Origin of the sequence: Ochrobactrum sp. AP1BH01-1, assembly GCF_018066705.1 — a bacterium.
Taxonomy (GTDB): Bacteria; Pseudomonadota; Alphaproteobacteria; order Rhizobiales; family Rhizobiaceae; genus Brucella.
The window spans coordinates 344,283-368,372 of record NZ_JAGPOU010000003.1 but is presented as its reverse complement, the minus strand read 5'-3'; the positions used below and the strand labels follow the sequence as shown (position 1 = coordinate 368,372).

Below are 24,090 nucleotides of genomic sequence, written 5' to 3'. Positions count from 1 at the left end.
CCGCACCTCAGGATGAGGGAGCGGCGCAGCGATGAAGCTTTATAGTTCAGCCTTGAGCGGCTTTCCCGCCACATAGGTTTCGACGACGGCGCGGTCATCGCCCAACGTCTGCAACAGGAACAATTCCTGCTCCAGCGTCGCGCCAGCCGCCATGCGCAGCCGCATCGGTGACGTGGCGGATGAATCCAGTACAACGATATCGGCTTCCGTGCCTTCATCCAGCGTGCCGATCCTGTCTTCCATGGAGAGCGCGCGGGCATTGCCGAGCGTCATCATGTAGAAAGACTGGAACGGATTGAGGCGCTGTTCGCGCAATTGCAGGACCTTGTAGCCCTCATCCATGGTGCGCAGCATGGAGAAACTGGTGCCGCCGCCGACATCGGTCGCCACCGCCATGCGCACGCCCGATGCTTTCAGGCGATCACGGTCGAAGAGGCCCGAGCCGAGGAACAGGTTCGAGGTCGGGCAGAAGACGGCAATCGAGCCGGTTTCCGCCATGACGCGCACTTCGCGTTCTTCGAGATGGATCGAATGGCCAAGCAAGGTCTTGTCACCCAGAAGGCCGTAATGCTCGTAAATGCCGAGATAGTCCGGCGCATCCGGGTAGAGCGACTTGGTGAAGGTGAGTTCGTCGTGGTTTTCAGACAAATGCGTCTGGATGTAGCTGCCGGGGTGCTCACGGACGAGCGCCTGGCTTGCCTCAAGCTGTTCCGGCGTGGAGGTGATGGCGAAGCGCGGCGTTATCACATAATCGAGGCGGCCCTTGCCCTGCCAGCGCGCGATCAGCGCCTTCGTATCGTCATAGCCGGACTGTGCCGTGTCGCAGAGTGCAGGCGGCGCGTTGCGGTCCATCATTACCTTGCCGCCGAGCATGCGCATGTTGCGATGCTGCGAGGCGCGAAAATAGGCATCCACGCTCTGCGGATGCACGGAGCAATAGGCGACCGCCGTCGTCGTGCCGTGGCGGATCAGCTCGTCAAGAAAGCGCTCCGCGATAAATTCGGCATGCTGCTCGTCGGCAAATTTCTGCTCAGCGACGAATGTATAGGTGTTGAGCCACTCAAGCAGATTGGCCGCGTAGGATGCAACGACCTGCGTCTGCGGATAATGGATATGCGTATCGATGAAACCGGGAAGGATCAGATGCGGGCGATGGTCGGCGACATTGACGTCGCTGCCTGCCTCGCGACTTACCTCGGCGTAATCTCCAAGGCGCAGGATACGGCCATCTTCGACCAGAACGGCGCCGTCTTCGATATAACGGTAAGCGGCGTTGTCATCGAGGCTTTGCGGCTCGTCACGAAAGGTCAGCACGCGGCCGCGGATCAGAAGCTTGGTCATTTTGGTCTTGGTCCTCATTTCTGGCCTTGCGTGGCGGACTGGTACCAGGAGGCCAGAAGCTGGCGCTCTTCAGCGCTCACGCCGGTCACATTGGCGGGCGGCATGGCATGGGAGCGCCCGGCCTGTAAATAGATTTCACGCGCATGGGCTGCGATATCCCGGTCGGTATCGAGTACCACGCCCTTCGGCGGCGCAATGATGCCTTCCCAGCCCGGCTCCTTCGCGTGGCACATGGCGCAGCGCCCCAGAACGGTATCCCGCACTTTTTCAAAGTGCGGGTCCGAGATGAACGATTGCTGCAATGCCGAGATTTTCTGTTCCTCCGGTTCGCCGGTCAGAACCTTCGGCACCGTCGAAAGCCAGATGATGACGATGAACAGGATGACCGTTACCAGCCAGGTCCAGGTCGGGCTGCCCTTGCGGGCATGCTGCGTGTTGAACCAGTGACGGATGGTGACGCCCATCAGGAACACCAGCGAGGCGATGATCCAGTTGAACTCGGTCCCGAACGCCAGCGGATAGTGGTTCGACAGCATCAGGAACAGAACCGGCAGCGTCAGATAGTTGTTATGCGTGGAACGCTGCTTGGCGATCTTGCCGTATTTCGGGTCCGGCTTGCGGCCTGCGATCAGATCCGCCACCACGATCTTCTGGTTCGGAATGATGATCATGAACACGTTGGCCGACATGATCGTCGCGGTGAATGCCCCCAGATGCAGGAAGGCTGCGCGTCCGGTGAACAGATGCGTATATCCCCAGGCCACCAACACAAGGATAACGTAAAGGAGCACCATCAGAAGCGTGTCGCTCTTGCCGAGCATGAGCTTGCAGATCGTGTTGTAGGCGATCCAGCCGAAGGCCAGCGAAGCGATCGAAATGCCGATAGCGACAGGGCGCGAGACATCAAGGACGTTCGGATCGATCAGGTAGAGATCAGCACCGGCATAGTAGACGATGCAGAGCAGCGTGAAACCCGACAGCCAGGTGGCATAGGATTCCCATTTGAACCAGGTCAGGTGCTCCGGCATTTGCGCTGGCGCAACCAGATATTTCTGGATGTGGTAGAAGCCGCCACCGTGGACCTGCCATTCCTCGCCATGCGCACCTTCCGGCAAGCCGGGGCGCTGGCGCAAGCCCAGATCGAGGGCGATGAAGTAAAAGGACGAGCCGATCCACGCAATCGCGGTAATCACGTGCAGCCACCGCGCTGCGAAGCCCAGCCAGTCCCAGGCTACGGCGAAATCATACATCAGGGACTCCCATTTCTTAGCCCGTTTCTTGGGCCAATGCTTAGCCCATTGTTCGTTGTTGCATTATGTGCCAAAGGAATCAGGTTCAGGGAACGTCACATCACGACCAGCACTTTCAAAAAAATCTAGACAATCATTGAGGCCTCGTGATCAGTTATGCTTCGGAGCGAGGTATGAGGGCAAATCGTCTGGTTACAGGAGCGAAACCGAAAATGGAGTAAATCTCCATCGAGATTTCGCGATGCGGAAATGGGCGATTGGCGCCATATCCCTTTGAGGACGTGGCGAATTTTCCCTCTGAATACGTCGGCTAGCCCTTGTGGAGATACACTCCACGGCGGTCTACCCTCCTGTTCAGAAGCAAAATTCGACGCACGCCTCGCCCGAACCATAATTGATCAAGAGGCCTGGGGGACGTATGTCATATCTTGATAATCTGCGCGTTTTTGTGCGCGTTGTCGAATTGGGAAATCTATCCGCGGCAGGGCGCGATCAGCGCGCATCGCCCGCCGTTGCAAGCAATCGAATCAAGGAGTTGGAGAAGCATCTGGGAGTGAGGCTCTTCAACCGGACGACGCGCAAGCTCACGCCGACCGAACATGGCCGCGTATTCTATGACGGCGCATTGAAAATCCTCGAAGCCGTGGATGAAGCGGAAGCGGCCGTGGCGGAACTGGCGAAAAATCCGAAAGGATCGATTCGCATTACCGCCCCGCTTGGCTTCGGCAGACGGCTGATCGCATCCGGCATTCCAGAGTTTCACGATAAATATCCCGATATCGAGGTCCGCCTTCGCCTCTCCGATCATGAAGTCGATATCATGAGCGAAGGGGTGGACGTCGCTTTCAAGCTCGGTGTTCTGGAAAATTCCAACCTGCGCATGCGCGGGATCATGAATTGCGAACGCGTGATCTGTGCTGCACCCGCATATCTTGAGAAACACGGCGTTCCGCAGTCACCGGACGAGCTGCTGGGCGACAAGCATGACTGTCTTCTGCTGCGCTTTCCAGGTTCGAAGGAATATTACTGGTCGCTGCAGACGGCGGAAGGCTTGCGCAAGTTTGAAGTCACCGGACCATATGACTCGGATGACGGTGACGTATTGACGCAATGGGCGCTCGGTGGACGCGGCATCATCAATAAACCGCTGTTTGAAGTGAAGGAATATATTCGCGACGGGCGGCTGGTCCCCATCCTCGAAAGCACGCCGCCTGCGCCGATCCAGCTTGCTGCGATCTACCCGCACAAGCGCTTTCAGGACCCGAAAGTGCGTCTCATCATCGATTTCATGACAGAGCGGTGCCAGCGGCTGATCCGTGAGGCTTTGGCATAGGGCGGTTCAAACCGCTCTATGCTTTTCAACACCATCGGACAAAAAGAAAGCCCGCCGGATCAGGCGGGCTGCGAGATACGTGCGGAGGTCAGAACCGCCGTCAGGACTTCGGCTGCGGCCAATGCTGCAATGACTTCCGGCCTTTTATCCTTCACGACCGCACCGCCGACCGGACAGACGAGATTTTCAAATAAATCTTCGCGTGCGACCTCGCGTTTCAACCAATTTTTGAAAGTGGCCTTCTTGGTCTTGGAACCGATCATGCCGACATAGACGGCATCGCGCCGCTGCAATGCTTCGGCGGCGATCAGGAAATCCAGCGCATGGTCGTGGGTGAGGATTATGAAGGCGCTGCCCGGCGGCGCGGAACGCACCACCTGTTCCGGCATCGCCGAGAGACAGGTTTCGACCCCCGGCACATCGCAGGCCATATCTTTCCCATGCAATCCCGGACGGAAAACCGGTCCCCACTTTTCCTGGAATTGCATAAGCTCCGCTTCCCGCGTATCGACCAGAACGACCCGGACAGGCGTGAGCGAGAGGGCACTTGCCAATGCATCGCCAACATGGCCAGCACCGAAAATGTAAACATGCGGACGCGTGGCTATTTCCGTATCGACCTTGCTGACAAGCTCGTCGGCCAGCCCGCGGTTCACCCGCCTGAAGCTCAGGCCCACCCGTCCGCCGCAGCACTGGCCGATTTCTGGGCCGAGTGGCACATCCATGGGGGTGTCCTTGCCGCCAGCCAAGATTTTCCGGGCATGGTCGATAGCCATATATTCGAGCTGACCGCCGCCGATGGTCCGGAAGATCATATCGCGGGCCACCAGCATCCATGCCCCTGCATTGCGGGGCGCGGAACCTTTCACATCGGTGACTTCAACCAGCACACTATCGGGACGCCGGTTGAGAAAAGCCCGGATATCGTCACGTGCGCCCGGCATCTTTCTAGCCCTTTTGCTTGCGAAGCCGCTCTATGGCCATCAGCACGCGTTCCGGGGTTGCAGGTGCATCAAGACGCGGGCAGACCTTGTGATCGGCAACGCTGGCGACGGCATCGGCCAAAGCATGCAAGACCGACAGGCCGAGCGGCAGCGGCGGTTCGCCAACCGCCTTGGAGCGGTGGATCGTCGGCTCATAAGCCTCCGACCAGTCGGTCAGCGCGACATTGAATATCTTGGGCCGGTCGGAAGCCAGCGGAATCTTGTAGGTGGAAGGCGCATGGGTGCGAAGCCGCCCCTTGTCGTCCCACACAAGTTCCTCGGTCGTCAGCCAGCCCATGCCCTGCACGAAGCCACCTTCAACCTGACCGATATCGATGGCGCGGTTCAGGGAACGCCCGGTATCATGCAGAATATCGGTGCGCTCCACCACATATTCGCCAGTCAGAGTGTCGACGGAAACTTCGGAACAGGCCGCTCCGTAAGCATAGTAGTAGAATGCGTGGCCCCGCCCCTTGGCGCGGTCCCAATGGATTTTCGGGGTCTTGTAGTGACCTGCCGCCGAAAGCTGCACGCGACCGATAAAAGCCTGCTTTACGAGATCGTTGAAGCTGATTTCCTGATTGCCGATGCGAACCCGGTTGGGAAGAAACAGGACCTGATCTTCCGGCACCTGATATTGCTGTGCCGCAAAATGGATGAGGCGTTTCTTGATCTGGCGGGCAGCGTCCTGCGCTGCCATGCCGTTGAGATCGGCACCGGAAGAAGCCGCCGTCGGCGCTGTGTTCGGAACCTTGGCGGTGGTTGTCGCGGTGATCTTTACCCGGTCGATGTCGATCTGGAATTCCTCGGCCACGACCTGCGCCACCTTCATATGGAGCCCTTGCCCCATTTCCGTGCCGCCATGGTTCATGTGCACCGAACCGTCATTATAGACATGCACCAGAGCACCCGCCTGATTGGACTCCGTCTTGGTGAAGGAAATGCCGAATTTCACCGGCGTCAGCGCGATGCCGCGTTTCACATAGCGGCTTTTCGCGTTGAATTCGCAGATCGCCTCGCGGCGCTTTGCGTAATCGGAGCTTTCCTCCAGTTCCGCAACGATGCGCTGGATGATGCAATCTTCGACCTTCTGGTGATAAGGCGTGACATTGCGCGTGCCGTCCTTGCCCATCTCGTCATAGAAGTTGCGCTTGCGGATTTCGAGCGGGTCCTTGCCGACGGCGAAAGCCACTTCATCGATCACGCGTTCCGCGCCGACCATGCCTTGCGGCCCGCCAAAGCCGCGAAACGCGGTGTTCGACACGGTGTTGGTATAAAGCGGCGCCGACTGCGCATGAACGGCCGGGAAGAAATAAGCATTGTCACAGTGGAACAAGGCGCGGTCGCCGACCGGACCGGAAAGGTCGGCGGAGAAACCGGCATTGAGCGCGAAGAGATAATCGACGCCCAGAATATTGCCTTCATCGTCGAAGCCGACTTCATAATCGATGACGAAGCCGTGCCGCTTGCCGGTCGAGGTCATGTCCTCGTCGCGGTCGAGCCTGATCTTCACGGCGCGCTTGTGCTTCTTTGCGGCAATCGCCGCAATCGCCGCCCACTGGTTGGCCTGCGTTTCCTTGCCGCCGAAGCCGCCGCCCATGCGGCGCACTTCCACGGTCACGGAATGGCTCGGAACGCCCAGAGCGTGTGCTACCAGATGCTGCGTTTCGCTCGGCCCCTGCGTGGAGCAATAAACGGTGACGTCCTCATCCTCGCCGGGGACAGCCAGCGAAACCTGGCCCTCAAGATAGAAATGGTCCTGCCCGCCGAGATACATGCGGTTCTTGATGCGGTGCGGCGCGGCGTCGATGGCCGCACGCGCATCGCCGCGCTTCAGCGTCAATGGCGTGGTGACAAGCCGGTCCTTCAGACCGTCCAGCGCATCGATGGAATAAACGCCCGCTGCTTCCTCATATTCGATCTTCGCCAGACGGGCAGCACGGCGCGCCTGATCGCGGGTTTTGGCGATAACCGCAAAGATCGGCTGGCCGTGAAACTCGACCTTGTCCACAGCGAAGATCGGATCGTCATGCATGCCCGATGGCGAAACATCGTTTTCGCCGGGCACGTCCTTATAGGTCAGCACGTCGACCACACCCGGTGCGGCGCGAACGGCCGACAGATCAATCGACTTGAATGAACCATGCGCGACGGAAGAATAGCCGACGCCGATATGCAATGTGCCTTCGGGCTCCGGAATATCGTCGATATAAACAGCCGTTCCCGTCACATGCTTATGCGCGGAATCGTGCTTCTGATCGGTCGCGACACCGCCCACAATGCGGGCGGCTTTCAGTGCGCTTGCAGGATGCTTGTTCATGATTGCCTCCTCACGCCGCAGCGATTTCCGCCGCGCGCAACGGCGTGTAACTGCCTTCCGTCTCGGCGAAGAAACGCCGCAACAGATTGCGCGCCGCGAGCAGCCGGTAATCCGCTGTCGCCCGCATATCGCTCAAAGGCGTATAATCTTGCGAATAGGCTTCCAATGCCGCTTCAATCGTCGCCTCGGTCCATGGTTTGCCTATGAGTGCAGCTTCCACCGCGCCGGCGCGCTTCGGCGTTGCGGCCATGCCGCCATAGGCGATGCGAACCGTCTCCACATTGCCTGCCGCGTCGAGCGTCAGATGGAAGCTGCCCAGCGTCGCCGTGATGTCTTCCTCAAAGCGCTTCGACACTTTGTAAATGGCAAAATGGCTGCCCACTGCCGGAACAGGCACATGCACGGCCTCGACAAACTCGCCGGGCTGACGATCCTGCTTGCCATAGGCGATGAAGAACTCTTCCAGCGGGATGGTGCGGCGCTCCGCCCCTTTGCGCAGGGTCAGCTTTGCATCAAGCGCGATCAGCGGCGGCGGGGTGTCGCCAATCGGCGACCCATTGGCGATATTGCCGCCAATAGTGCCCATATTGCGCACCTGCTCGCCGCCAATGCGATTGATGAGCTGGCCGAGCTGCGGGATGCGCTTTGCAAGGAAGCCGAACGCCTCGGTGTAGGTCACGCCTGCGCCGATGGTGATGACGCCGTTTTCCTCGCGGATGGAGCGCAATTCCTCCAAATGCCCAATGAAGACAACCGGCGAAATATCGCGCATCATCTTGGTGACCCAGAGCCCCACATCGGTGGAACCGGCAACGATGGTCGCCTTCGGTTCCGCCGCCAGAACGGTGGCAAAGTCGTCGAGATCGGCAGGCACGATCAACCGGTCCTTGCCTTCGCCCACTTCCACCCGCACGCCGTCGCGCATCGTCGACAGTTGCTCCAGAACCAGGGCACGCTCGGCTGCGAGCGGGTCTTGCGTCACGTTGCCATAATCGGAAATGACCCGTGCAGCGCGCATGATCGCCTCATAGCCCGTGCAGCGGCAAAGATTGCCCTGCAAGGCCTTTTCAATCTCGGCATCGGCGGGCATCGGTTCGCGCATCCACAAGGCATAGAGCGACATGACGAAACCCGGCGTACAGAAGCCGCATTGCGAGCCATGGAATTCGATCATCGCCTTTTGTACCGGATGCAGGCCACCATCGCTGCCGCGCAGATGTTCGATCGTCACGACATGGCAGCCATCCAGCGAACCCATGAAGCGAATGCAGGCATTGACGCTTTCATAAACGAGCTTGCCACCGGAAATCTTGCCGACCAGCACCGTGCATGCGCCGCAATCGCCTTCGCCGCAGCCTTCCTTGGTGCCGCGCAGCTTGGCGGACAGGCGCAGATAATCCAGCAGCGTTTCGGTCGGGGAAACACGGTCGAGTTCAATCTTTTCACCGTTCAGAAGAAAGCGGATCGTGTGTCGCACGGACTGGTGCACAGATTGGTTCATGGCGCTTAGCTCCCGCGATAGGTGGAATAGGAAAAGGGCGAAACGAGAAGCGGTACATGATAATGCGCTTTTTCGTCTGAAATGCCAAAGCGCAAAGGAACGACATCAAGGAACGGTACGGTATCTTCGGTCTTGCCGAAATATTCGCCGACATGAAACAGAAGCTCGTAAGATCCCGCCCGCAAGTTCCCGCCCGACAGCAGCGGCTCATTGCAGCGGCCATCGTCATTGGTGCGGATTTCCCGGATCGGCTCGGCCTGCTGATTCTGAATGCGGCGCAATTCGATGCGCAGATTTGCAGCGGGCTTGCCGCTTACCGTATCGAGGACATGCGTCGTCAACCGGCCATCACCGCTCTTTTCCTGACCCATTTGCACTCCTGCAGCTCTTCGATTCTCCTGTCACGCAGACTGGAGCCCCTACAAGCTTTTGATTTCCGGTGGTTATTTTCGGCCCGGCATTGCTACCTGCTTTGGGGCCGCAACCACACCATGTTCCCAGCATTCAGTATTTCGCGATCCTTCTCATTGCGAAAGATGGTTATCGTTGGATGTCTTTCAAATTTTTGGAGGGGAATAATAGCGATAAATCTTTATTATCATGGATAAAACGAACGACAATGAGGGAAGACCCGCAATGAAATATCCGCGCAATCTTGTCGGCTATGGACGCAACACGCCAGATCCGCGCTGGCCGGGAGGGGCGAACATCGCCGTGCAGTTCGTCGTCAACTACGAGGAAGGCGGTGAATGCTGCATTCTCGACGGCGATCCGGCATCCGAATGCCTCCTTTCCGAGATTGTCGGGGCTCAAGCCTGGCAGGGCCAGCGCAACCTCAATATGGAATCCATCTACGAATATGGCGCACGCTCCGGTTTCTGGCGCCTGTGGCGCGCCTTCACCCGCCGCGACATGCCTGTTACCGTTTATGGCGTGACGCTTGCCATGGCGCGCAATCCTGAAGCCGTCGCCGCCATGAAGGAAGCGGATTGGGAAATCGCCAGCCACGGATTGCGTTGGTGGGAGTATAAGGACGTTCCCGAGGAGATCGAGCGCGAACATATCCGCGAGGCCGTCCGCCTTCATACGGAACTTACCGGTTCGCGCCCGCTCGGCATCTATCAGGGCAAGCCGTCCGACAACACGCTGAAGCTGGTGATGGAAGAAGGCGGCTTCCTCTATTCCGCCGATTCTTACGCCGATGAACTGCCCTATTGGGTGCAGGGACCAAAGGGGCCGCATCTGATCGTGCCCTACACGCTCGATGCAAATGACATGCGCTTCGCCACGCCGCAGGGTTTCAATTCCGGCGACCAGTTCTTCACCTATCTGAAGGACACGTTCGACGTGCTCTATCGCGAAGGCGCCGAAGGCGCGCCAAAGATGATGTCCGTCGGGCTGCATTGCCGCCTTGTCGGCCGTCCCGGCCGTATGGCCGCGCTGGAGCACTTTCTCGATTACGTGCAGAGCCACGACAAGGTATGGGTCGCCAAGCGCGCCGATATTGCCCGCCACTGGCATGAAAACTACAAGCCGGCCGTGGCCGATGTCATGCCTTCCAGCGCGGAAAAATATGCGTTCGTCGCACGCTATGGCAGCATTTTCGAGCATTCGCCCTGGATCGCGGAACGCGCCTACGACGCGGGCTTTACCGTTGAGGAAGATACCGCTTCGGGTCTCGCCGCAGCCATGACCAAGGTGTTCCGCGCCGCCACGCCTGAAGAACGGCTGGCCGTGCTGAAAGCGCACCCCGACCTTGCAGGCAAGCTGGCGCAGGCAAAGCGCCTGACCGCGGAATCCACCGCCGAACAGGCCGGCGCCGGCCTTGACGCGCTGACCGACGCGGAGAAGAAAGCATTCACCGAACTGAACGACGCCTATACCGCGAAATTCGGCTTTCCCTTCATTATCGCCGTAAGGGGGCGCAACAAGAAGGAAATCCTTGCGGCTTTCCAGCGCCGCGTTTCCAATGATCGCGATACGGAATTTGAAACCGCTTGCGCGCAGGTGGAGCGCATCGCCCTCTTGCGCCTCAAGGATATTCTGCCGGAAGCGCTCTATTGATCCCTGCCCAGCCCGAAAGGTTCGCTTCCGGGCACTTCATTTTACGATTTCATGGCGGGCCGTTTTAACTCGTTGTGAATGCAGCTTCTCACATAAGGAATTCGCACATGGGCAACGACAAGAACAATCGCACCTATTATGCACCGACCGGCGGGCTGCCGCCGCAGACCCAGCTTCTCACCGATCGCGCCATGTTCACCGAAGCCTATGCGGTGATACCAAAGGGCACATTCAGCGACATCGTGACGAGCTTCCTGCCCTTCTGGGACAAGACGCGGCTCTGGGTGATCGCACGGCCCCTCTCCGGCTTTGCCGAGACCTTCTCGCAATACATTATGGAGGTGCAACCGGGCGGCGGCAGCGATAGGGCCGAACTGGACGAAAGTGCGGAAGGCGTGTTGTTCGTGGTCGAAGGAGAGATCGCAGTGACCGTGGCGGGCAAGACCCACACGCTGACCGAAGGGGGCTACGCCTATCTGCCGCCGAAGAGCGGCTGGCGGCTGCGCAACAACGGCGCGGCAACCGCCCGCTTCCACTGGGTTCGGAAGGCTTATGAATATGTCGACGGACTCGACGTTCCCGAACCGCTGTTTCTCAACGAGAAGGACATCGCCCCCAACCCCATGCCGGACACCAATGGCGCCTGGGCGACGACGCGCTTCGTCGACCCGAGCGATCTGCGTCACGACATGCATGTAACCATCGTCACGCTCGAACCCGGGGGCGTCATTCCATTTGCCGAAACCCACGTGATGGAACACGGGCTTTACGTGCTGGAAGGCAAGGCCGTCTATCGGCTCAACCAGGACTGGGTGGAAGTGGAAGCCGGCGATTTCATGTGGCTGCGCGCCTTCTGCCCGCAGGCCTGTTACGCAGGCGGTCCCGGCAAGTTCCGCTACCTGCTCTACAAGGACGTCAACCGGCATATGAAGCTTTCACGATAGGACATGCCTGTCGACCTGTTCGGGTCTTCAATGCACCGACACAACGAAAAGGCCGGATCAGTCCGGCCTTTTCCATTTCTCGCGGGACGATGCGCCGGAAACAGAAACGGCGAGCCGAAGCTCGCCGTACCATTCTTCCGACTGGAGATCAGATTTGAGAACAACGCAGTCCTTCTACGTTATCGAATGGTTCCTTAAACATAGGACAAGAATACAGAAATTCAAATTACAATTTTGTTATACCTATGCACCGATCAATCATATGCATCTGATGCCTGAACAATATTCGTTGAATTTCATAAAATATTGCAATAATAATACTTAAATGAACTGGCGCCCGTTACACCGGAGTGAACGGTTAGATATGCTCTGGGGTGGAATGGGAGGCCGGAAACCGGCCTCCCTTCACAATTTTGCTGGCGACGCTTTAGAACGTACGCTGGAAGCGGACCATGCCCTGAACGGCGTCCTTGCCCTTGAGGTAAGACTTGTCGTCCTGCCACTTGGTGTAGGAAACTTCAGGCGTAACCGTGAAGCCCGGAACCATTTCATAGGCTACGTTGGCAGTGGCTGCGAAAGTCTTGCTGCCATCATAAGCTGCCTGCGCATTGAAGGTGGCCTTATCGGTAACCTTGAATGCCGCGCCGCCCCAGACCGCCCAATCGCCGCCCCAGGTGCCGTAGAAGCTGCTGATTGCACGAACGGAACCAAGCACGTTGCCGTTGCCATCGGTCTGCGTGATATATTCATCCTTGTTGGACTTGTAGCCGCCCATCGCCCAGACCGAGAAACGATCCGTGATGTTCACGTCGGCGCGAACCTTGCCGGCCCACTCTTCGTTGCGTGCATCATAGGCGGCGACGCCTGCGATCTTGCCCCAGCCGCCTTGATACTTCAGGCCGCCGACAACATGCGGCGCATAGTCCTTGATGACACCATCATAGCCGTACTTGCTGTCCGTATTCTCATTGTTGCCCTGTTCGAGCGACAGGATGGCGGAGAAGCCGTTGCCAGCCGTGAAGGTATAGCTGATCAGGCCCGTGCGATAGCCACCGGCAAGGATCACGTCATCGTTGATGACATTGCCGAGATAACCCGGAAAGGTGACGAAGGCCGATTCATCGAGACCGACACGCAGACCGCCAAGCTGGATATAAGCGTAACGCAGCGAACCGGACGCACCCTCAACACCATTGCCCCAATCGTAGCGGGTTTCGGCAAAGGTCTTCAGAGTCCCCAGTTCGGTTTCCGAAGCAGTGGACAGGTCCAGCGTGAAGCGGGCCTTGTTATCCCAGGTATCGCGGCGGGTATCGACCTTGCCGTTACCATCGACAAAACCGCGACCGTAGACGTTGTTGCCGCCAGTGGCGTCGTAACGAACATAGCCGGAAATGCGCAGGCAGGTTTCGGTACCCGGAATATAGAAATATCCCGCACCATAGGCATCGCAAACGCGAACATATTCAACGGACTCAGGCTCGGGCGCTACAATAGCATCCGCAGCATATGCCCCGGTGGTTGCAGCCAGCGCTGCAGTCGAGCCAAACAACAAGCTCTTGATTTTCATTTCACTGTCTCCAGAATTTTTCAGACGAGACCTGATAGAATGAATTAAGCAAACACATCAATTCCAACTTTAAAACAATACAGAATTATCAAAGCACATGTGTCAATTATAGCACTAATTATAAACGTCTTTACTTAGTAACAATAAACAATTTAAAATATATACCTAAAGTAAACTTTCTAGTTCATTCAAGTTAGCAACTTTTATGTAGTTTATTTATGCTATTTTACGCATAAGAAACGAAAACGGGGCCCGAAGGCCCCGTTTACAAGCGTTTCGCATCCCGAGCGCGTTTCAATCCGGTTGAACCGGACCGGCGTCCTAACCCTGCCGGTGGCTACTTGCCCGCCGCCTGCTGCGCGTAGACGTAGCTGTCATAGGTGTATTCCGCGACGCGGAACCATTCGAAGCCCTCGTCACGGAATTTCTTCCACGACGGATAGATCTTCGCCCAGGCCGGATTCTTCTCGTTGTATTCCGCATAAAGTTCGAACGTGACCTTGTAGGCAGCATCGAGAACGTCACGCGGCAACGGCTGAAGCTTCACGCCCTTGGATACCAGAGAGCGAATCGCAGCGGTGTTCTTCACATCGTAAAGCGAGATCATATTCTGGGTCGCGGCTTCTGCGGCCGTATTGAGCGCAACCTTGTACGCTTCCGGCAGGCCTTCATACTGCTGCTTGTTGATGAAGAAGTGCACCGAGGCACCGCCTTCCCAGAAGGCCGGGTAATAGTAATAGGGCGCGATCTGATAGAAGCCGAGCTTTTCGTCATCATAAGGACCGACCCATTCAGCGGCATCGATCGTGCCGCGCTCCAGCGACGGATAGATGTCGCCGCCTGGAAGCTGCTGCGGAACGACGCCAAGACGCGACATGACTTCGCCGGCAACCCCGGCGATGCGCATCTTCAAGCCCTTGAGGTCCTCAAGGCTCTTGATTTCCTTGCGATACCAGCCGCCCATCTGGGCAGCGGTGTTGCCGCCGACAATGCCGACAATGCCGTAATCGGCGAGGAACGCGTTATAAAGCTCGTTGCCGCCGCCGTGATAGAGCCATGCATTCTGCAGACGGGTGTTCATACCGAAAGGAATGGCCGTACCGATGGCAAAGGCCGGGTTCTTGCCGGTGAAATAATAGCCGCAGGTATGCGCCATTTCGACGGTATTGGCCTGAACCGCGTCGATGGCCTGCGGGCCCGGCACGATTTCACCGGCCTGAAAGACCTGAATTTGGAACTTGCCCTCGGTCATCTTCGACACGGCATCGGCCATGAAGACTGCGCCGCCATAGATGGTATCCAGGTTGTTCGGAAAGCCCGAAGTCAGACGCCAGCGCAGTGTGGGCAATTCCTGCGCGATTGCGGGAGTTGCAAGTGCTGCTCCGCTTGTAGCGGCGGCGGCGCCGATTGCTGCCCCCTTGGTCAGAAATGTGCGACGGCTCAAATCCTGTTTCATGTGTCTCCTCCTAAGATTGTTCCGGTTTTATCAGGGCCTGCGCAATGCTCGTCTCCCCCTATTGCGCAGGTTTTTGCTGTTGGTCCTTGTCCTGTCCGAAGCTTGGCTGCGGTGAACCGAAGGACGGTGCAGGCAAGGGTTCGCTCGACGGCGACGGCGCTCCAAAAGGTGCCGGTGCCGCGCCGAACGGGTTGCCGCCGCCCGCATCAGGCATCGGCACATTGATCTGGATAGAGGCCGGATCTGCCTGCGGATGCCCGCTCTTGTAGTGGGTCACGATGCCGGGGAAGGTGATGATGATGCCAACCATGACCAGCTGGATTAACAGGAACGGGATCGACCCCAAGTAAATCTGGCTCGACGTCACTGGCTGGATGGTCGCGCCCGTCACCTTGTCCTTGTAAGGCCGGGACGGCGCCACCGACCGCAGATAGAAAAGCGAGAAGCCGAACGGCGGATGCATGAACGATGTCTGCATGTTGACGGCCAGCATGACGCCGAACCAGACGAGATCGATACCGAGACTGTCGGCCACCGGCGCCAGAAGCGGGATAATGATGAAGGCCAGCTCGAAATAATCGAGAAAGAAGGCCAGAAAGAACACCAGAATATTGGCGACGATCAGGAACCCGACCTCGCCGCCGGGAATGGAGGTCATCAGATGCTCGACCCAGACGTGTCCGTTGACGCCATAGAAGGTAAGCGAGAACACACGGGCGCCGAGCAGAATAAAGATGACGAAGGACGACAGTTTCGCCGTGGCATAAAGCGCTGAAGTCAGCATCGTCATGTTGAGGCGGCGATTGATGATGGCAAGAAGCAGGGCACCGACCGCGCCCATGGCCCCGCCTTCCGTCGGCGTTGCAACGCCGAGAAAGATCGTTCCCAGCACGAGGAAGATCAGCACAAGCGGCGGCACGAGCGAGATCACCACACGCTGCAGCAGCTTCCAGCCTCTCAAGGTGCGTGCCTGCGGCGGCAGCGCGGGCACCGAGTCGGGCCGCAGGATCGCCATGCCGATGATGAAGGCGCAGTAAAAGCCCACGAGCAGCAGTCCGGGCACCAGTGCGCCCTTATACATATCGCCCACCGAACGGCCCAGCTGATCGGCAAGCACGATCAGAACGAGGCTTGGCGGAATGATCTGTGCCAGCGTGCCGGAGGCGGCAATCGTGCCGCTCGCCACTTTACGATCATAGCCATAGCGCAGCATGATCGGGAGCGAGATCAGTCCCATCGAAATGACGGATGCGGCGACAACACCTGTCGTAGCCGCGAGAAGCGCGCCGACGATGATAACGGCAAAGGCGAGGCCGCCGCGCACTGGTCCGAAAAGCTGTCCGATCGTATCGAGCAGGTCTTCCGCCATGCCGCTTCGCTCCAGTATCAACCCCATGAAGGTGAAGAACGGAATGGCGAGCAATGTCTCATTCGACATTTGGCCGAAGATGCGGTCCGGTATCGCCCCAAACAGATTGACGGGCAAAAGCCCCATTTCGATGCCGACGAAACCGAAGGCAAAGCCGACAAAGGCAAGCGCAAAAGCCACCGGATAGCCGAGCAAAAGCACGACGATCAGCGAGAGGAACATCAGCGGCGCGAGATTTTCCGCGATAAAAGCAACCATATCCGTTCCCCCTCAGAGCGCCTTGGCTTCAGCATCTTCAATCGCGACCATGTCCGGTATGCGGCCTTGAAGAATGGCGATGCGCTTGATGAGTTCGGAAATGCCCTGCAAGGCGAGCAGTCCGAAGCCGATGGGTATCAGCGCCCAGACCGGCCAGAGAACCAGCCCGCCGGTATTGTTGGAGGTTTCACCGCTGGCAATCTTGGCTTCCACGATGGGCCAGGAGAGATAGATGGTGATGAGGCAGAAAGGCAGGAGGAAAAAGATCGTGCCGAATATTTCGACGAGGAGCTGGGTCCTTCGCGAATAGCGGCTATAGAGAAGGTCGACCTTCACATGTTCGCTGTGCAGCAGCGTATATCCGGCTGCGATCAGAAAGACCGCCGAGAACAGATACCATTGCGCTTCCAGCCATGCATTCGAGCTGACATTGAACAGCTTGCGCGAAATCGCGTTGATGGCGCTGATGAGCACGGCTACCAATATCAGCCACGATACGGATTTTCCGATGAAATTATTGGCCGCGTCGATAGCGCGCGACAACGCCAGCAAGACTGACATCGCTCCTCCCCTTGTGTTCCGCCTCCTCAAGCGGTTTTGGAGCGAATGATAAGACTGGCGAATCCGCGTCGCAAGCGGACGAAAGTTCTAAGGAACAAAGAGCTACCCATTAGTGGGTAAGAAAAATCAGGAGCCGTGGCCTGATGCGGGTTACTGCGACGACAGGCGCAACCGGTTTTCTATGGCGTAACGCGTAAGCCCGGCAGTGCTGGCAATTCCAAGTTTCTTCTTGATGTTCTTGCGGTGGGTTTCGACGGTCGCTTCCGAAATGCCGAGCGTGGAAGCAATCTCGCGGTTGCTGCCGCCCTCGGCCACCAGCACCAGCACATCGTTTTCGCGAACGGACAAACCTTCCGACTTCCTCTCGCCACTGTCGAGCAGTGCTTCCGAAACGCCGGAAGAGAAATACGTCCCGCCTGACGCAACCGCATGAATTGCTGCAACGATTTCTGCCGTGGACACATCCTTCAAAACATAGCCGGAAGCGCCGCGCATGATCGATGTCGAGATATATTCCCGGCTGTCATGCATGGACAGCATGAGGATACGAATGCCGGGAAACTGCTTCTTGAACAGCTCGATGGCGTCTATGCCGTTGAGAAGCGGCATATTGATATCCATCAGGACCACATCGGGATTGACGGCAAGCGCCAGCTCGAGAGCGGCCCGCGCATTGGAAGCAGCCCCTGCGACATCAATATCGTCATAGGTTTCGAGTACGGCCCGCAGACCATCCAGCACCAGCGGATGATTGTCCACGAGCAATACGCGAATCTTGCATTCTTTCGTCATGCGACTTCCGGTTCCCGCTTTCTTTCTGTTGCCGACTTTGGCAGGCGCGCGGTGAGTTGCGTACCATCTGCGCTGGTTTCAACCAAGAGCACCCCGCCGAAATGTGCCATCCGTTCCTGCATATTTCGCAGGCCAAGCCCGGAAAGCGGGTCCTTCAAATCACGCGCGGTAAAACCGTTGCCGTCATCGGCAACCGTCATCGTAACCTTGCCATTGGCGCCCCATAGACGGATGTTCACATGGCTCGCACCGGAATGACGCTCGACATTGGTGAGCGCTTCCTGCACGACGCGATAAAGCGCGGTGCTCGCTTCCGGCTTCAGCGTCTCGCTCAATCCGCTTGCTTCCAGCCGCGTTTCAATGCCGGTCCGTTCCGAAAAATGCTCGCACAGCGCCTTGAGCGCAACCGTCAGACCAAGGTCGTCGAGAATGCGCGGACGCAAATCGTGCGAAAGCCGCCGCACTTCCTTGATCGCACCATTGAGCGCATCGGACGCTTTCTCGATGGCAAGCGGCGCGCCTCCACTACCCATTCTCACCTGACGGCTCGCCAGGTCGATGGCATAGCGGACGCCGACAAGGTTTTGGGAAATGCCGTCGTGAAGCTCCCGCGCCAGCCGCGCCCGTTCCTCCTCCTGCGTATCGATGATGCGCTGCGCCAGTTCCTTGAGCTTGTTATCGGCCATGCGCCGCTCACGCAGATTGAGCAGCATACAGGTTGCGAAGACGAGCATCACAGCCGGCACGGCGATCAGACTGACAATGAGGAAGGTCGTGCGGATGTTTGCGCGGAAATCGGCGTTGGCGGCAGCGGTCTGTGCGTAGACATCATCGAGATAGACACCCGTACCGAGCATCCATTTCCATTTATCGAGACCGACCGCGAAGGAAAGCTTGTCAGCCATTTCGCCGCTTGACGGTTTCTCCCATTTATACTGATGCAGCCCTCCACCTTCCTTGGCCTTGTCTATGAGGTTGGCGATAACGCGGTCACCATCGGGATCGACGAGATCGAGCCAGTTGCGGCCCGGCCGAAAGGTCTGGCGCGGATGAACGACATTGTTGCCATCATAATCGTAGACGAAGAAATAGCCGTCACGGCCATAGTCCAGAGACGTCAGTATCTCCCTCACCTTTTCCATCGCGGCCGTATCGTCAGGCGCGGCCTCCTCATAGATTTTCTGAATGGAGGAAAGAGCGAGATTTGTCAGATTGAGCAACTCCGTTTCCTTCGCCTTGAGCATGTTCTTCTCGAAGGTGGCGATGCTGCTCTGCACGAGATTGGCAGACTGCCAGGTAATGAAGGCCGTGACCGTCAGAATGGCCACGATAAGCGGCACAATTGCCAGTGCGACGATCTGATAGCGTAGCGTCAAGTCCCAACCTCCAGCCTCCAACTATGCCGGTGACTTTAACGCGCAAGCCAAAAAGTGCGAAACGGTTTTCGGATGGAGGCAGGCAGCCATGCATAATACAAACCGGGACCCGAATTGTTGGGAGTATTCACACCGCAAGATTCCATATACTTAAGTAATAGCGGCCTACTGGTGCGCGTTTTATATTCATAATTTGCAGGACATTTAAGAATGACGCATGATAATTCCAAAAACCGGGCTTTCTCGATGAATAGTTTCACCAAGATTGCTTGCCTGGCATCGGCAGTGACATTGCTCTCTCTCCCGTTGCAAGCAAAAGAACCTAATTCCGGCAAAGCCGCCACCGTGACCCCCATTTTGAAGACCGACCGCACCTTTAGCGGCACCAAGATTTCCCTGCCGCAAGGAGATGTTGAAGTCGTGGTTTCTCAGTACGAAATCGCACCGGGAGCAAGTCTGCCGATCCACAAGCATCCTTATCCCAGATATGCTTATGTATTTTCCGGCACGTTGGAAGTATTCAACGAAGTGACGGGGAAAACCACGACGCTTAAGGCCGGCGACTTTGGTGTTGAATCCATCAATCAATGGCACAAGGGCACCAATACAGGTTCAGAGCCTTTAAAACTGCTCGTCATTGACCAGGTCAAGAAGGGCGAGAATAACGTCATATTGAAGAAATAGAGCATGGTCTGACCGGAATGAAACGGGAGGCGACAAGAAGATGCTTCCGATAAGCAGGCATGACACCAATATCGGAGCCAGCGGGTTAAGGCGGGCGACCGAGGGGCATTCCGGTCAGAATTACTCGTTTCATAATATTTTATATTTATAGAATATTCTTAATAAACTCGATAAAATAATGATATTGATTTCAAAAATAAATTTCTCTAAGAAAACGTATTACATATAGAATAAATGCAATAGTTTTAGAGAGAACTTATTTATGAAGACTCACCGCGCAATCGGCCTCGCCTTCACCTTTGCCTCCATTTTCAGCGTACCGGCGCTCGCCGCGCCGCTTCCCGGAGGGGCGAGCACGTTGCAGGAAACCTATCAGGACTGGACTGTTTCGTGCCAGACCCAGAAGGAAGCGACCATCTGCGCAATCCGGCAGGAACAAAGCAGTTCTCAGACTGGCCAGCGCGTGCTGACGGCAGAGCTTCGCAATGTGGCAGGAAAGGTCGACGGCGTATTGCTGATGCCATTCGGTCTCGATCTCGCCAAAGGCGCTTCGCTCAAGATCGATGAGGCTGCCGGCCCCAATCTTGCTTTTTCGACCTGCCTTCCGCAGGGATGCCTGGCACCGGTAAGCTTCGATGCGAAGCAGGTTGCAGCCCTCAAGGCGGGTACCAATATCAACATCACCACGACGGCATTGAGCCCGAGCCAGCCCGTCGCCTTCAAGATTTCCCTGAAGGGTTTCGGCGCCGCTCTCGACCGCATTTCCGCGCTGACGAAGTGATCGACACCTAATCTGAGTGCCTGAGTCGAAGAACGCTAATCCGCGGCGGAATGGTGTTTCTCGAGAGTCGGAACGCTGTGCCCTTTGCAAACCGGCACGGCGATTTCCGGAACAGGTGCGAATGACGGCCTTTATTACCTGAGTTTTCCTAGCCACCCTACCTTCCCTACGCCATATCGATCGCCTTTATAATAATTATTAATATTAACTGAGCTTGATATAAATATTATCAATTTACTTCTTACAATAATTATACATTGGAATATGGATTGACTTAAATTCAATAAAGTCTAACGACCTTCCACAATCCAAGACATGTCTGCATTTGCGTTTAATGTATCTATATACAAACATAGATACATTTAGCGTGCGAGTATTTATGTATATTTTTGAAAGAATATTTATGGCCCGCATCCCTAGATCAATACTACTTATAGGCGATAGTACAAATAAAACACTCGATTCCTTGACCCGTTTATTCCAAGGGGCCGGTTATCGTGTCGTTCGCTATCATTTTCCATCAAGAGACGGCGATACTCTCACCCCAAAAGCCAGCCTGTTGCGGAGTGGATTAAAGGGCATAGGGGGACTACGTAATATTATCAACATTGCTGGTCCTTTTGACTTTGTAGTCAATTGCCTCGAAATGCCGGAAGCCCAAAGAACCGGCAATTCGGATACGTTAACACTCTACTTTGATACCGTTATCCGCTTCGGTCGTATTGTGCAGATGATCGCCCCCTCTATGATAGGTGGAGAGGGAAAAAAGATTATAACGCTCTGCACGGAGCCATACGAATTCGAACGGGTCTCGGAAATTCAGGACAGTTTCATCGCTGCAGTGGCAGGCTCTGTTCTATTCGCGTCAAATTTGCTTCAACGCGAAGGCCTGGACTTCTACGGTGTGTTGCCATTGAGGGAGAATAGCAACAACCTGAATCGCCTGTCGGTGCTGCTCCTTATGCTTTTAGGTGATGAGCTGGAGCTTTCAGAGCCTGAGGTAATACTTGATGAATATGGCGTTCCCCATGAGCTCGCCAATCGTATCGCCAAGCTCTCTCTCGACGTCAGCATTTTCAACACGTTCCTCGACGAGTTGAAAGCACAACGGTTAAGATTCAAAGGCTTTCCAACAATACGTCAGACATGGGCGGTCGAAAACTGCCGCAAGGAACTTTGATGCACGACGATACACCGAAAGGGCAAGCCGGGTCTCGTCCGATAGTGTCAATACAGTCAGAGTGGACTGACACCAGCCTTATGATGCGCTTGGTTGAATTGGAGAGTAGTCTTCGACATAAACTCGATATAAACATAGAATTATTTATAGACAGGCAATCAAGCCATCGCATCCTTATAGATGATATTTCTTATATTGACATTAGTCCACTTACTTACAATTATCGATTTCACCATTACCATCGTATAATTGGTTATTATACTGGAATTGAAACGCGATTATTTAATATAATTTCAGATTATGCTGTTCAATATGTAGAACGAATGACGTGCAGTGCTAAGCAGCCTATAGCGCATTGTGAACACGACTTGGATAGCTTACCCCTCGGTCAATCCATTAATTGGCTTGGCCCTCTTTTTTGGTTCGTGTTGATATCGCTGGCTTCGTTCATTTTTTTGATAGGAATACCTCTCTGAACCGCTACGGCAAGCGTCCCGCGCATTCAGCGGCCAATCCGCCGGGTCCACTTCGCCATACTTTGATACAAGACGGACGACTACGCCATTTCCAGGCCGGCATGGTGACTTTTGATGCTGGCACTGAAAGTCATGCGATCACATGATCGCATGACTTTGTTTAGAGCGCGTTCCGATCTGATACAATCGGATCTGCGCTCTAACTCTTTGTTTTATCGTGCATCCTTTCCGAGAACTGTTTCACACTTTTCGGGATGCGCTCTATTCAGGCCGGATGCAGGGCCGAAATATGCGCCAGATGCTTGCGCCAGCGCAGGGTCATCAGCACCGCAACGATACCAAGCCCAGCCGCGAGGCCAAGCCAGATACCCTGACCGCCCATTCCAAATTTGAACGCAAGCAAGGCACCCAGCGGCAGGCCGACGCCCCAGTAACCGAGCAGGGCAAGATACATGGGGATACGCGTGTCGCGCAAACCACGCAACATACCCGCAGCGACAGCCTGGGCACCGTCGACTGTCTGGAACAAAGCTGCCAGTGCAAGGAAGCTGACCGCCAGTTCCATCACAGGCAGGTTCTGCGGATCATGCAGGTCCAGGAAAACGCCAATGAACAGGCGTGGTATGAGAATCATCAAAAGCCCCATCACCGCCATGAAGCCAACGCCCAGCGCATAGGCGCTCCAGCCCGCATAGCCGATCGCCCTGGCATTTCCCGCTCCGTAGGCACGCCCCACGCGCACGGTCGCCACCTGCCCGAAACCGAGCGGTACCATGAAGCTGAGCGAGGCAATCTGGATCGCAACGGCGTGGGCGGCCATGGCGGTCGGGCCGATCCGCCCCATCATCACCACGGCGGCGTAGAAGATGGAGGTTTCGAAGACGAAGGTTAGCGCCATCGGAAAACCGATGCGCCATAGTTCGCGCAGGCGCGGCCAGTCCGGACGCCAGAAGCGCCCGAACAGACGATAGCGGCGAAAACGGCGATGCCGCAATGTGATCACCGCAAGGCCGAGGAACATCATTGTGCTCGACAGGGTCGTGGCGATACCAGCGCCGTGCAGTTCCATGCGCGGAAAGCCGAAATGGCCGAAAATGAGCGTCCATCCGGCAAGCGCGTTGAAACCGATGGCAAGAGCTGCCACCAGCAAGGTCCACATCGGCTTTTCCATCGCCGCGAAGAAGGATCGCAGGATGATGTAGAAAAGGTATGGCAAAAGCGCCCATTGCAGCGTGTGCATGAAATCGGTCGAGCGGGCGGAAATATCAGGCCGTTGACCGAGGAAAAGGAAAATTTCCTCGCAATGCCAAAGCACGATCCAGACCGGAATCGAGATCATGATTGCTGTCCAGAATCCCTGACGCACGGTGCGACGCACATCGCGCACCGAATGACGGTTCTTGCCGAGCGCGATAGCGATCATCGGCATGACGGCCGAGACAAGCCCCATCGAAAAGATCATCAGCGTATGATAGAAGCTCGTCGCGAGCAAAGCGGAGGCAAGCGTATCGGCTCCGAGACGGCCGATGAAAATAACATCGGTTGCCGTCAATGCCGCCTGCGAGAGATTGGTGAAGATCAGCGGCCAACCGAGTTTCAGCGCCGCCGACATCTCCCTGCCCCAGCGCTGCGCGCCGGTTTCGTGGGGCTCAAGAAAGCCCGCATCGATTGTCCTGTCCATAACTCGCTCCCAAACATCCCGGCCCGCCGGCCCGTCAGATGCTCCATGTGGTTGAGGCCACGTCCCGGAACATCAGAGACCATGTCAATCTGAGAGGAGACGTAGGATACGATCATCGACCGTCCCATGCCGGCTAAGAGCATTCATCGTTCCGAGAACGAAAACGCCCCAAC

General features: G+C 56.5%; 19 protein-coding genes. 6 read left to right on the top strand and 13 right to left on the bottom strand.

All coding sequences use genetic code 11. The annotated features are described in order from the left end of the window. Window positions 1–39: 39 nt before the first annotated feature. Together guaD and J9800_RS12330 are read right to left on the bottom strand one after the other, a co-directional pair. Window positions 40–1,341 (bottom strand): guanine deaminase, encoded by a 1,302-nt coding sequence (guaD, locus tag J9800_RS12335; RefSeq protein WP_114214611.1) that lies wholly within the window; start codon window positions 1,339–1,341, stop codon window positions 40–42. Window positions 1,342–1,355: 14 nt separating this feature from the next. Further along, window positions 1,356–2,591, bottom strand: coding sequence for a urate hydroxylase PuuD (locus J9800_RS12330; protein WP_114214089.1), 1,236 nt, complete (start codon window positions 2,589–2,591; stop codon window positions 1,356–1,358). A 418-nt stretch (window positions 2,592–3,009) separates the two neighbouring features. Between J9800_RS12330 and J9800_RS12325 the strand changes: the two genes are divergently transcribed. Beyond that, on the top strand, window positions 3,010–3,924 hold the full coding sequence (locus J9800_RS12325) for a LysR family transcriptional regulator (protein WP_061345042.1): 915 nt from the start codon (window positions 3,010–3,012) through the stop codon (window positions 3,922–3,924). A 59-nt stretch (window positions 3,925–3,983) separates the two neighbouring features. Here the strand turns inward: J9800_RS12325 and xdhC are convergent, their stop codons facing one another. From xdhC to uraH, 4 genes are read right to left on the bottom strand one after another with little or no spacing between them, the layout of a single operon-like run. Further along, the gene (gene xdhC / locus J9800_RS12320; protein ID WP_114214090.1) at window positions 3,984–4,868 is read right to left on the bottom strand and encodes a xanthine dehydrogenase accessory protein XdhC; all 885 of its coding nucleotides are present in this window, start codon (window positions 4,866–4,868) and stop codon (window positions 3,984–3,986) included. 4 nt (window positions 4,869–4,872) lie between these two features. Continuing rightward, window positions 4,873–7,227 carry a xanthine dehydrogenase molybdopterin binding subunit gene (xdhB, locus tag J9800_RS12315; RefSeq protein WP_114214091.1) on the bottom strand — a complete coding sequence of 785 codons (2,355 nt, stop codon included), beginning with the start codon at window positions 7,225–7,227 and terminating at the stop codon, window positions 4,873–4,875. 10 nt (window positions 7,228–7,237) lie between these two features. Then, window positions 7,238–8,716: a xanthine dehydrogenase small subunit gene (gene xdhA, locus J9800_RS12310; RefSeq protein WP_205315877.1), complete on the bottom strand. Its 1,479-nt coding sequence runs from the start codon at window positions 8,714–8,716 to the stop codon at window positions 7,238–7,240. Window positions 8,717–8,733: 17 nt separating this feature from the next. After that, complete coding sequence (gene uraH / locus J9800_RS12305) at window positions 8,734–9,099, bottom strand: hydroxyisourate hydrolase (protein ID WP_114214093.1); 366 nt, start codon at window positions 9,097–9,099, stop codon at window positions 8,734–8,736. 265 nt (window positions 9,100–9,364) lie between these two features. Between uraH and puuE the strand changes: the two genes are divergently transcribed. Both puuE and J9800_RS12295 read left to right on the top strand, forming a co-directional pair. After that, complete coding sequence (gene puuE, locus J9800_RS12300; protein ID WP_210845732.1) at window positions 9,365–10,792, top strand: allantoinase PuuE; 1,428 nt, start codon at window positions 9,365–9,367, stop codon at window positions 10,790–10,792. A 107-nt stretch (window positions 10,793–10,899) separates the two neighbouring features. Beyond that, window positions 10,900–11,736 carry a bifunctional allantoicase/(S)-ureidoglycine aminohydrolase gene (locus tag J9800_RS12295; RefSeq protein WP_114214094.1) on the top strand — a complete coding sequence of 279 codons (837 nt, stop codon included), beginning with the start codon at window positions 10,900–10,902 and terminating at the stop codon, window positions 11,734–11,736. Between the two features lie 427 nt (window positions 11,737–12,163). Here J9800_RS12295 and J9800_RS12290 read toward each other — a convergent pair whose 3' ends face one another. The 6 genes from J9800_RS12290 to mctS all read right to left on the bottom strand — a co-directional run bounded on the left by J9800_RS12290 (window position 12,164) and on the right by mctS (window position 19,115). Continuing rightward, a complete protein-coding gene (locus J9800_RS12290; RefSeq protein ID WP_114214095.1) occupies window positions 12,164–13,303 on the bottom strand; it encodes a porin in 1,140 nt (379 codons plus the stop codon). A gap of 337 nt (window positions 13,304–13,640) precedes the next feature. Continuing rightward, on the bottom strand, window positions 13,641–14,759 hold the full coding sequence (locus J9800_RS12285) for a TRAP transporter substrate-binding protein (protein ID WP_112590559.1): 1,119 nt from the start codon (window positions 14,757–14,759) through the stop codon (window positions 13,641–13,643). A gap of 58 nt (window positions 14,760–14,817) precedes the next feature. Then, the gene (locus tag J9800_RS12280) at window positions 14,818–16,386 is read right to left on the bottom strand and encodes a TRAP transporter large permease (RefSeq protein WP_114214096.1); all 1,569 of its coding nucleotides are present in this window, start codon (window positions 16,384–16,386) and stop codon (window positions 14,818–14,820) included. Window positions 16,387–16,398: 12 nt separating this feature from the next. Then, a complete protein-coding gene (locus tag J9800_RS12275; protein WP_114214097.1) occupies window positions 16,399–16,947 on the bottom strand; it encodes a TRAP transporter small permease subunit in 549 nt (182 codons plus the stop codon). A 150-nt stretch (window positions 16,948–17,097) separates the two neighbouring features. After that, window positions 17,098–17,739: a two-component system response regulator MctR gene (gene mctR / locus J9800_RS12270; RefSeq protein ID WP_112590564.1), complete on the bottom strand. Its 642-nt coding sequence runs from the start codon at window positions 17,737–17,739 to the stop codon at window positions 17,098–17,100. Continuing rightward, on the bottom strand, window positions 17,736–19,115 hold the full coding sequence (gene mctS / locus J9800_RS12265) for a two-component system sensor histidine kinase MctS (protein ID WP_112590566.1): 1,380 nt from the start codon (window positions 19,113–19,115) through the stop codon (window positions 17,736–17,738). Before mctS ends, mctR begins: the two co-directional genes overlap by 4 nt. Before the next feature lie 210 nt (window positions 19,116–19,325). Here mctS and J9800_RS12260 point away from each other — a divergent pair, with 210 nt between their 5' ends. The 3 genes from J9800_RS12260 (at window position 19,326) to J9800_RS12250 (ending at window position 21,760) form a co-directional block, all read left to right on the top strand. Beyond that, entirely contained in the window at window positions 19,326–19,799 is a 474-nt protein-coding gene (locus J9800_RS12260; RefSeq protein ID WP_286167356.1) for a cupin domain-containing protein, read from the top strand. A 262-nt stretch (window positions 19,800–20,061) separates the two neighbouring features. After that, the gene (locus J9800_RS12255) at window positions 20,062–20,580 is read left to right on the top strand and encodes an invasion associated locus B family protein (RefSeq protein ID WP_114214098.1); all 519 of its coding nucleotides are present in this window, start codon (window positions 20,062–20,064) and stop codon (window positions 20,578–20,580) included. Window positions 20,581–20,959: 379 nt separating this feature from the next. Beyond that, window positions 20,960–21,760, top strand: a complete 801-nt coding sequence (locus tag J9800_RS12250) for a hypothetical protein (protein WP_162792597.1) — start codon at window positions 20,960–20,962, stop codon at window positions 21,758–21,760. Between the two features lie 741 nt (window positions 21,761–22,501). On the opposite strand, the gene J9800_RS12245 is transcribed toward J9800_RS12250, so the two are convergent. Further along, window positions 22,502–23,917 carry an MATE family efflux transporter gene (locus tag J9800_RS12245; RefSeq protein ID WP_114214101.1) on the bottom strand — a complete coding sequence of 472 codons (1,416 nt, stop codon included), beginning with the start codon at window positions 23,915–23,917 and terminating at the stop codon, window positions 22,502–22,504. Window positions 23,918–24,090 lie beyond the last annotated feature (173 nt).

Excerpts from the sequence above, each read along its gene's own strand:
- guaD (WP_114214611.1), bottom strand. The coding sequence starts at position 1,341 with ATGACCAAGCTTCTGATCCGCGGCCGCGTGCTGACCTTTCGTGACGAG.
- J9800_RS12330 (WP_114214089.1), bottom strand. The coding sequence starts at position 2,591 with ATGTATGATTTCGCCGTAGCCTGGGACTGGCTGGGCTTCGCAGCGCGG.
- J9800_RS12325 (WP_061345042.1), top strand. The coding sequence starts at position 3,010 with ATGTCATATCTTGATAATCTGCGCGTTTTTGTGCGCGTTGTCGAATTG.
- xdhC (WP_114214090.1), bottom strand. The coding sequence starts at position 4,868 with ATGCCGGGCGCACGTGACGATATCCGGGCTTTTCTCAACCGGCGTCCC.
- xdhB (WP_114214091.1), bottom strand. The coding sequence starts at position 7,227 with ATGAACAAGCATCCTGCAAGCGCACTGAAAGCCGCCCGCATTGTGGGC.
- uraH (WP_114214093.1), bottom strand. The coding sequence starts at position 9,099 with ATGGGTCAGGAAAAGAGCGGTGATGGCCGGTTGACGACGCATGTCCTC.
- puuE (WP_210845732.1), top strand. The coding sequence starts at position 9,365 with ATGAAATATCCGCGCAATCTTGTCGGCTATGGACGCAACACGCCAGAT.
- J9800_RS12295 (WP_114214094.1), top strand. The coding sequence starts at position 10,900 with ATGGGCAACGACAAGAACAATCGCACCTATTATGCACCGACCGGCGGG.
- J9800_RS12290 (WP_114214095.1), bottom strand. The coding sequence starts at position 13,303 with ATGAAAATCAAGAGCTTGTTGTTTGGCTCGACTGCAGCGCTGGCTGCA.
- J9800_RS12285 (WP_112590559.1), bottom strand. The coding sequence starts at position 14,759 with ATGAAACAGGATTTGAGCCGTCGCACATTTCTGACCAAGGGGGCAGCA.
- J9800_RS12280 (WP_114214096.1), bottom strand. The coding sequence starts at position 16,386 with ATGGTTGCTTTTATCGCGGAAAATCTCGCGCCGCTGATGTTCCTCTCG.
- J9800_RS12275 (WP_114214097.1), bottom strand. The coding sequence starts at position 16,947 with ATGTCAGTCTTGCTGGCGTTGTCGCGCGCTATCGACGCGGCCAATAAT.
- mctR (WP_112590564.1), bottom strand. The coding sequence starts at position 17,739 with ATGACGAAAGAATGCAAGATTCGCGTATTGCTCGTGGACAATCATCCG.
- J9800_RS12260 (WP_286167356.1), top strand. The coding sequence starts at position 19,326 with ATGACGCATGATAATTCCAAAAACCGGGCTTTCTCGATGAATAGTTTC.
- J9800_RS12255 (WP_114214098.1), top strand. The coding sequence starts at position 20,062 with ATGAAGACTCACCGCGCAATCGGCCTCGCCTTCACCTTTGCCTCCATT.
- J9800_RS12250 (WP_162792597.1), top strand. The coding sequence starts at position 20,960 with ATGTATATTTTTGAAAGAATATTTATGGCCCGCATCCCTAGATCAATA.
- J9800_RS12245 (WP_114214101.1), bottom strand. The coding sequence starts at position 23,917 with ATGGACAGGACAATCGATGCGGGCTTTCTTGAGCCCCACGAAACCGGC.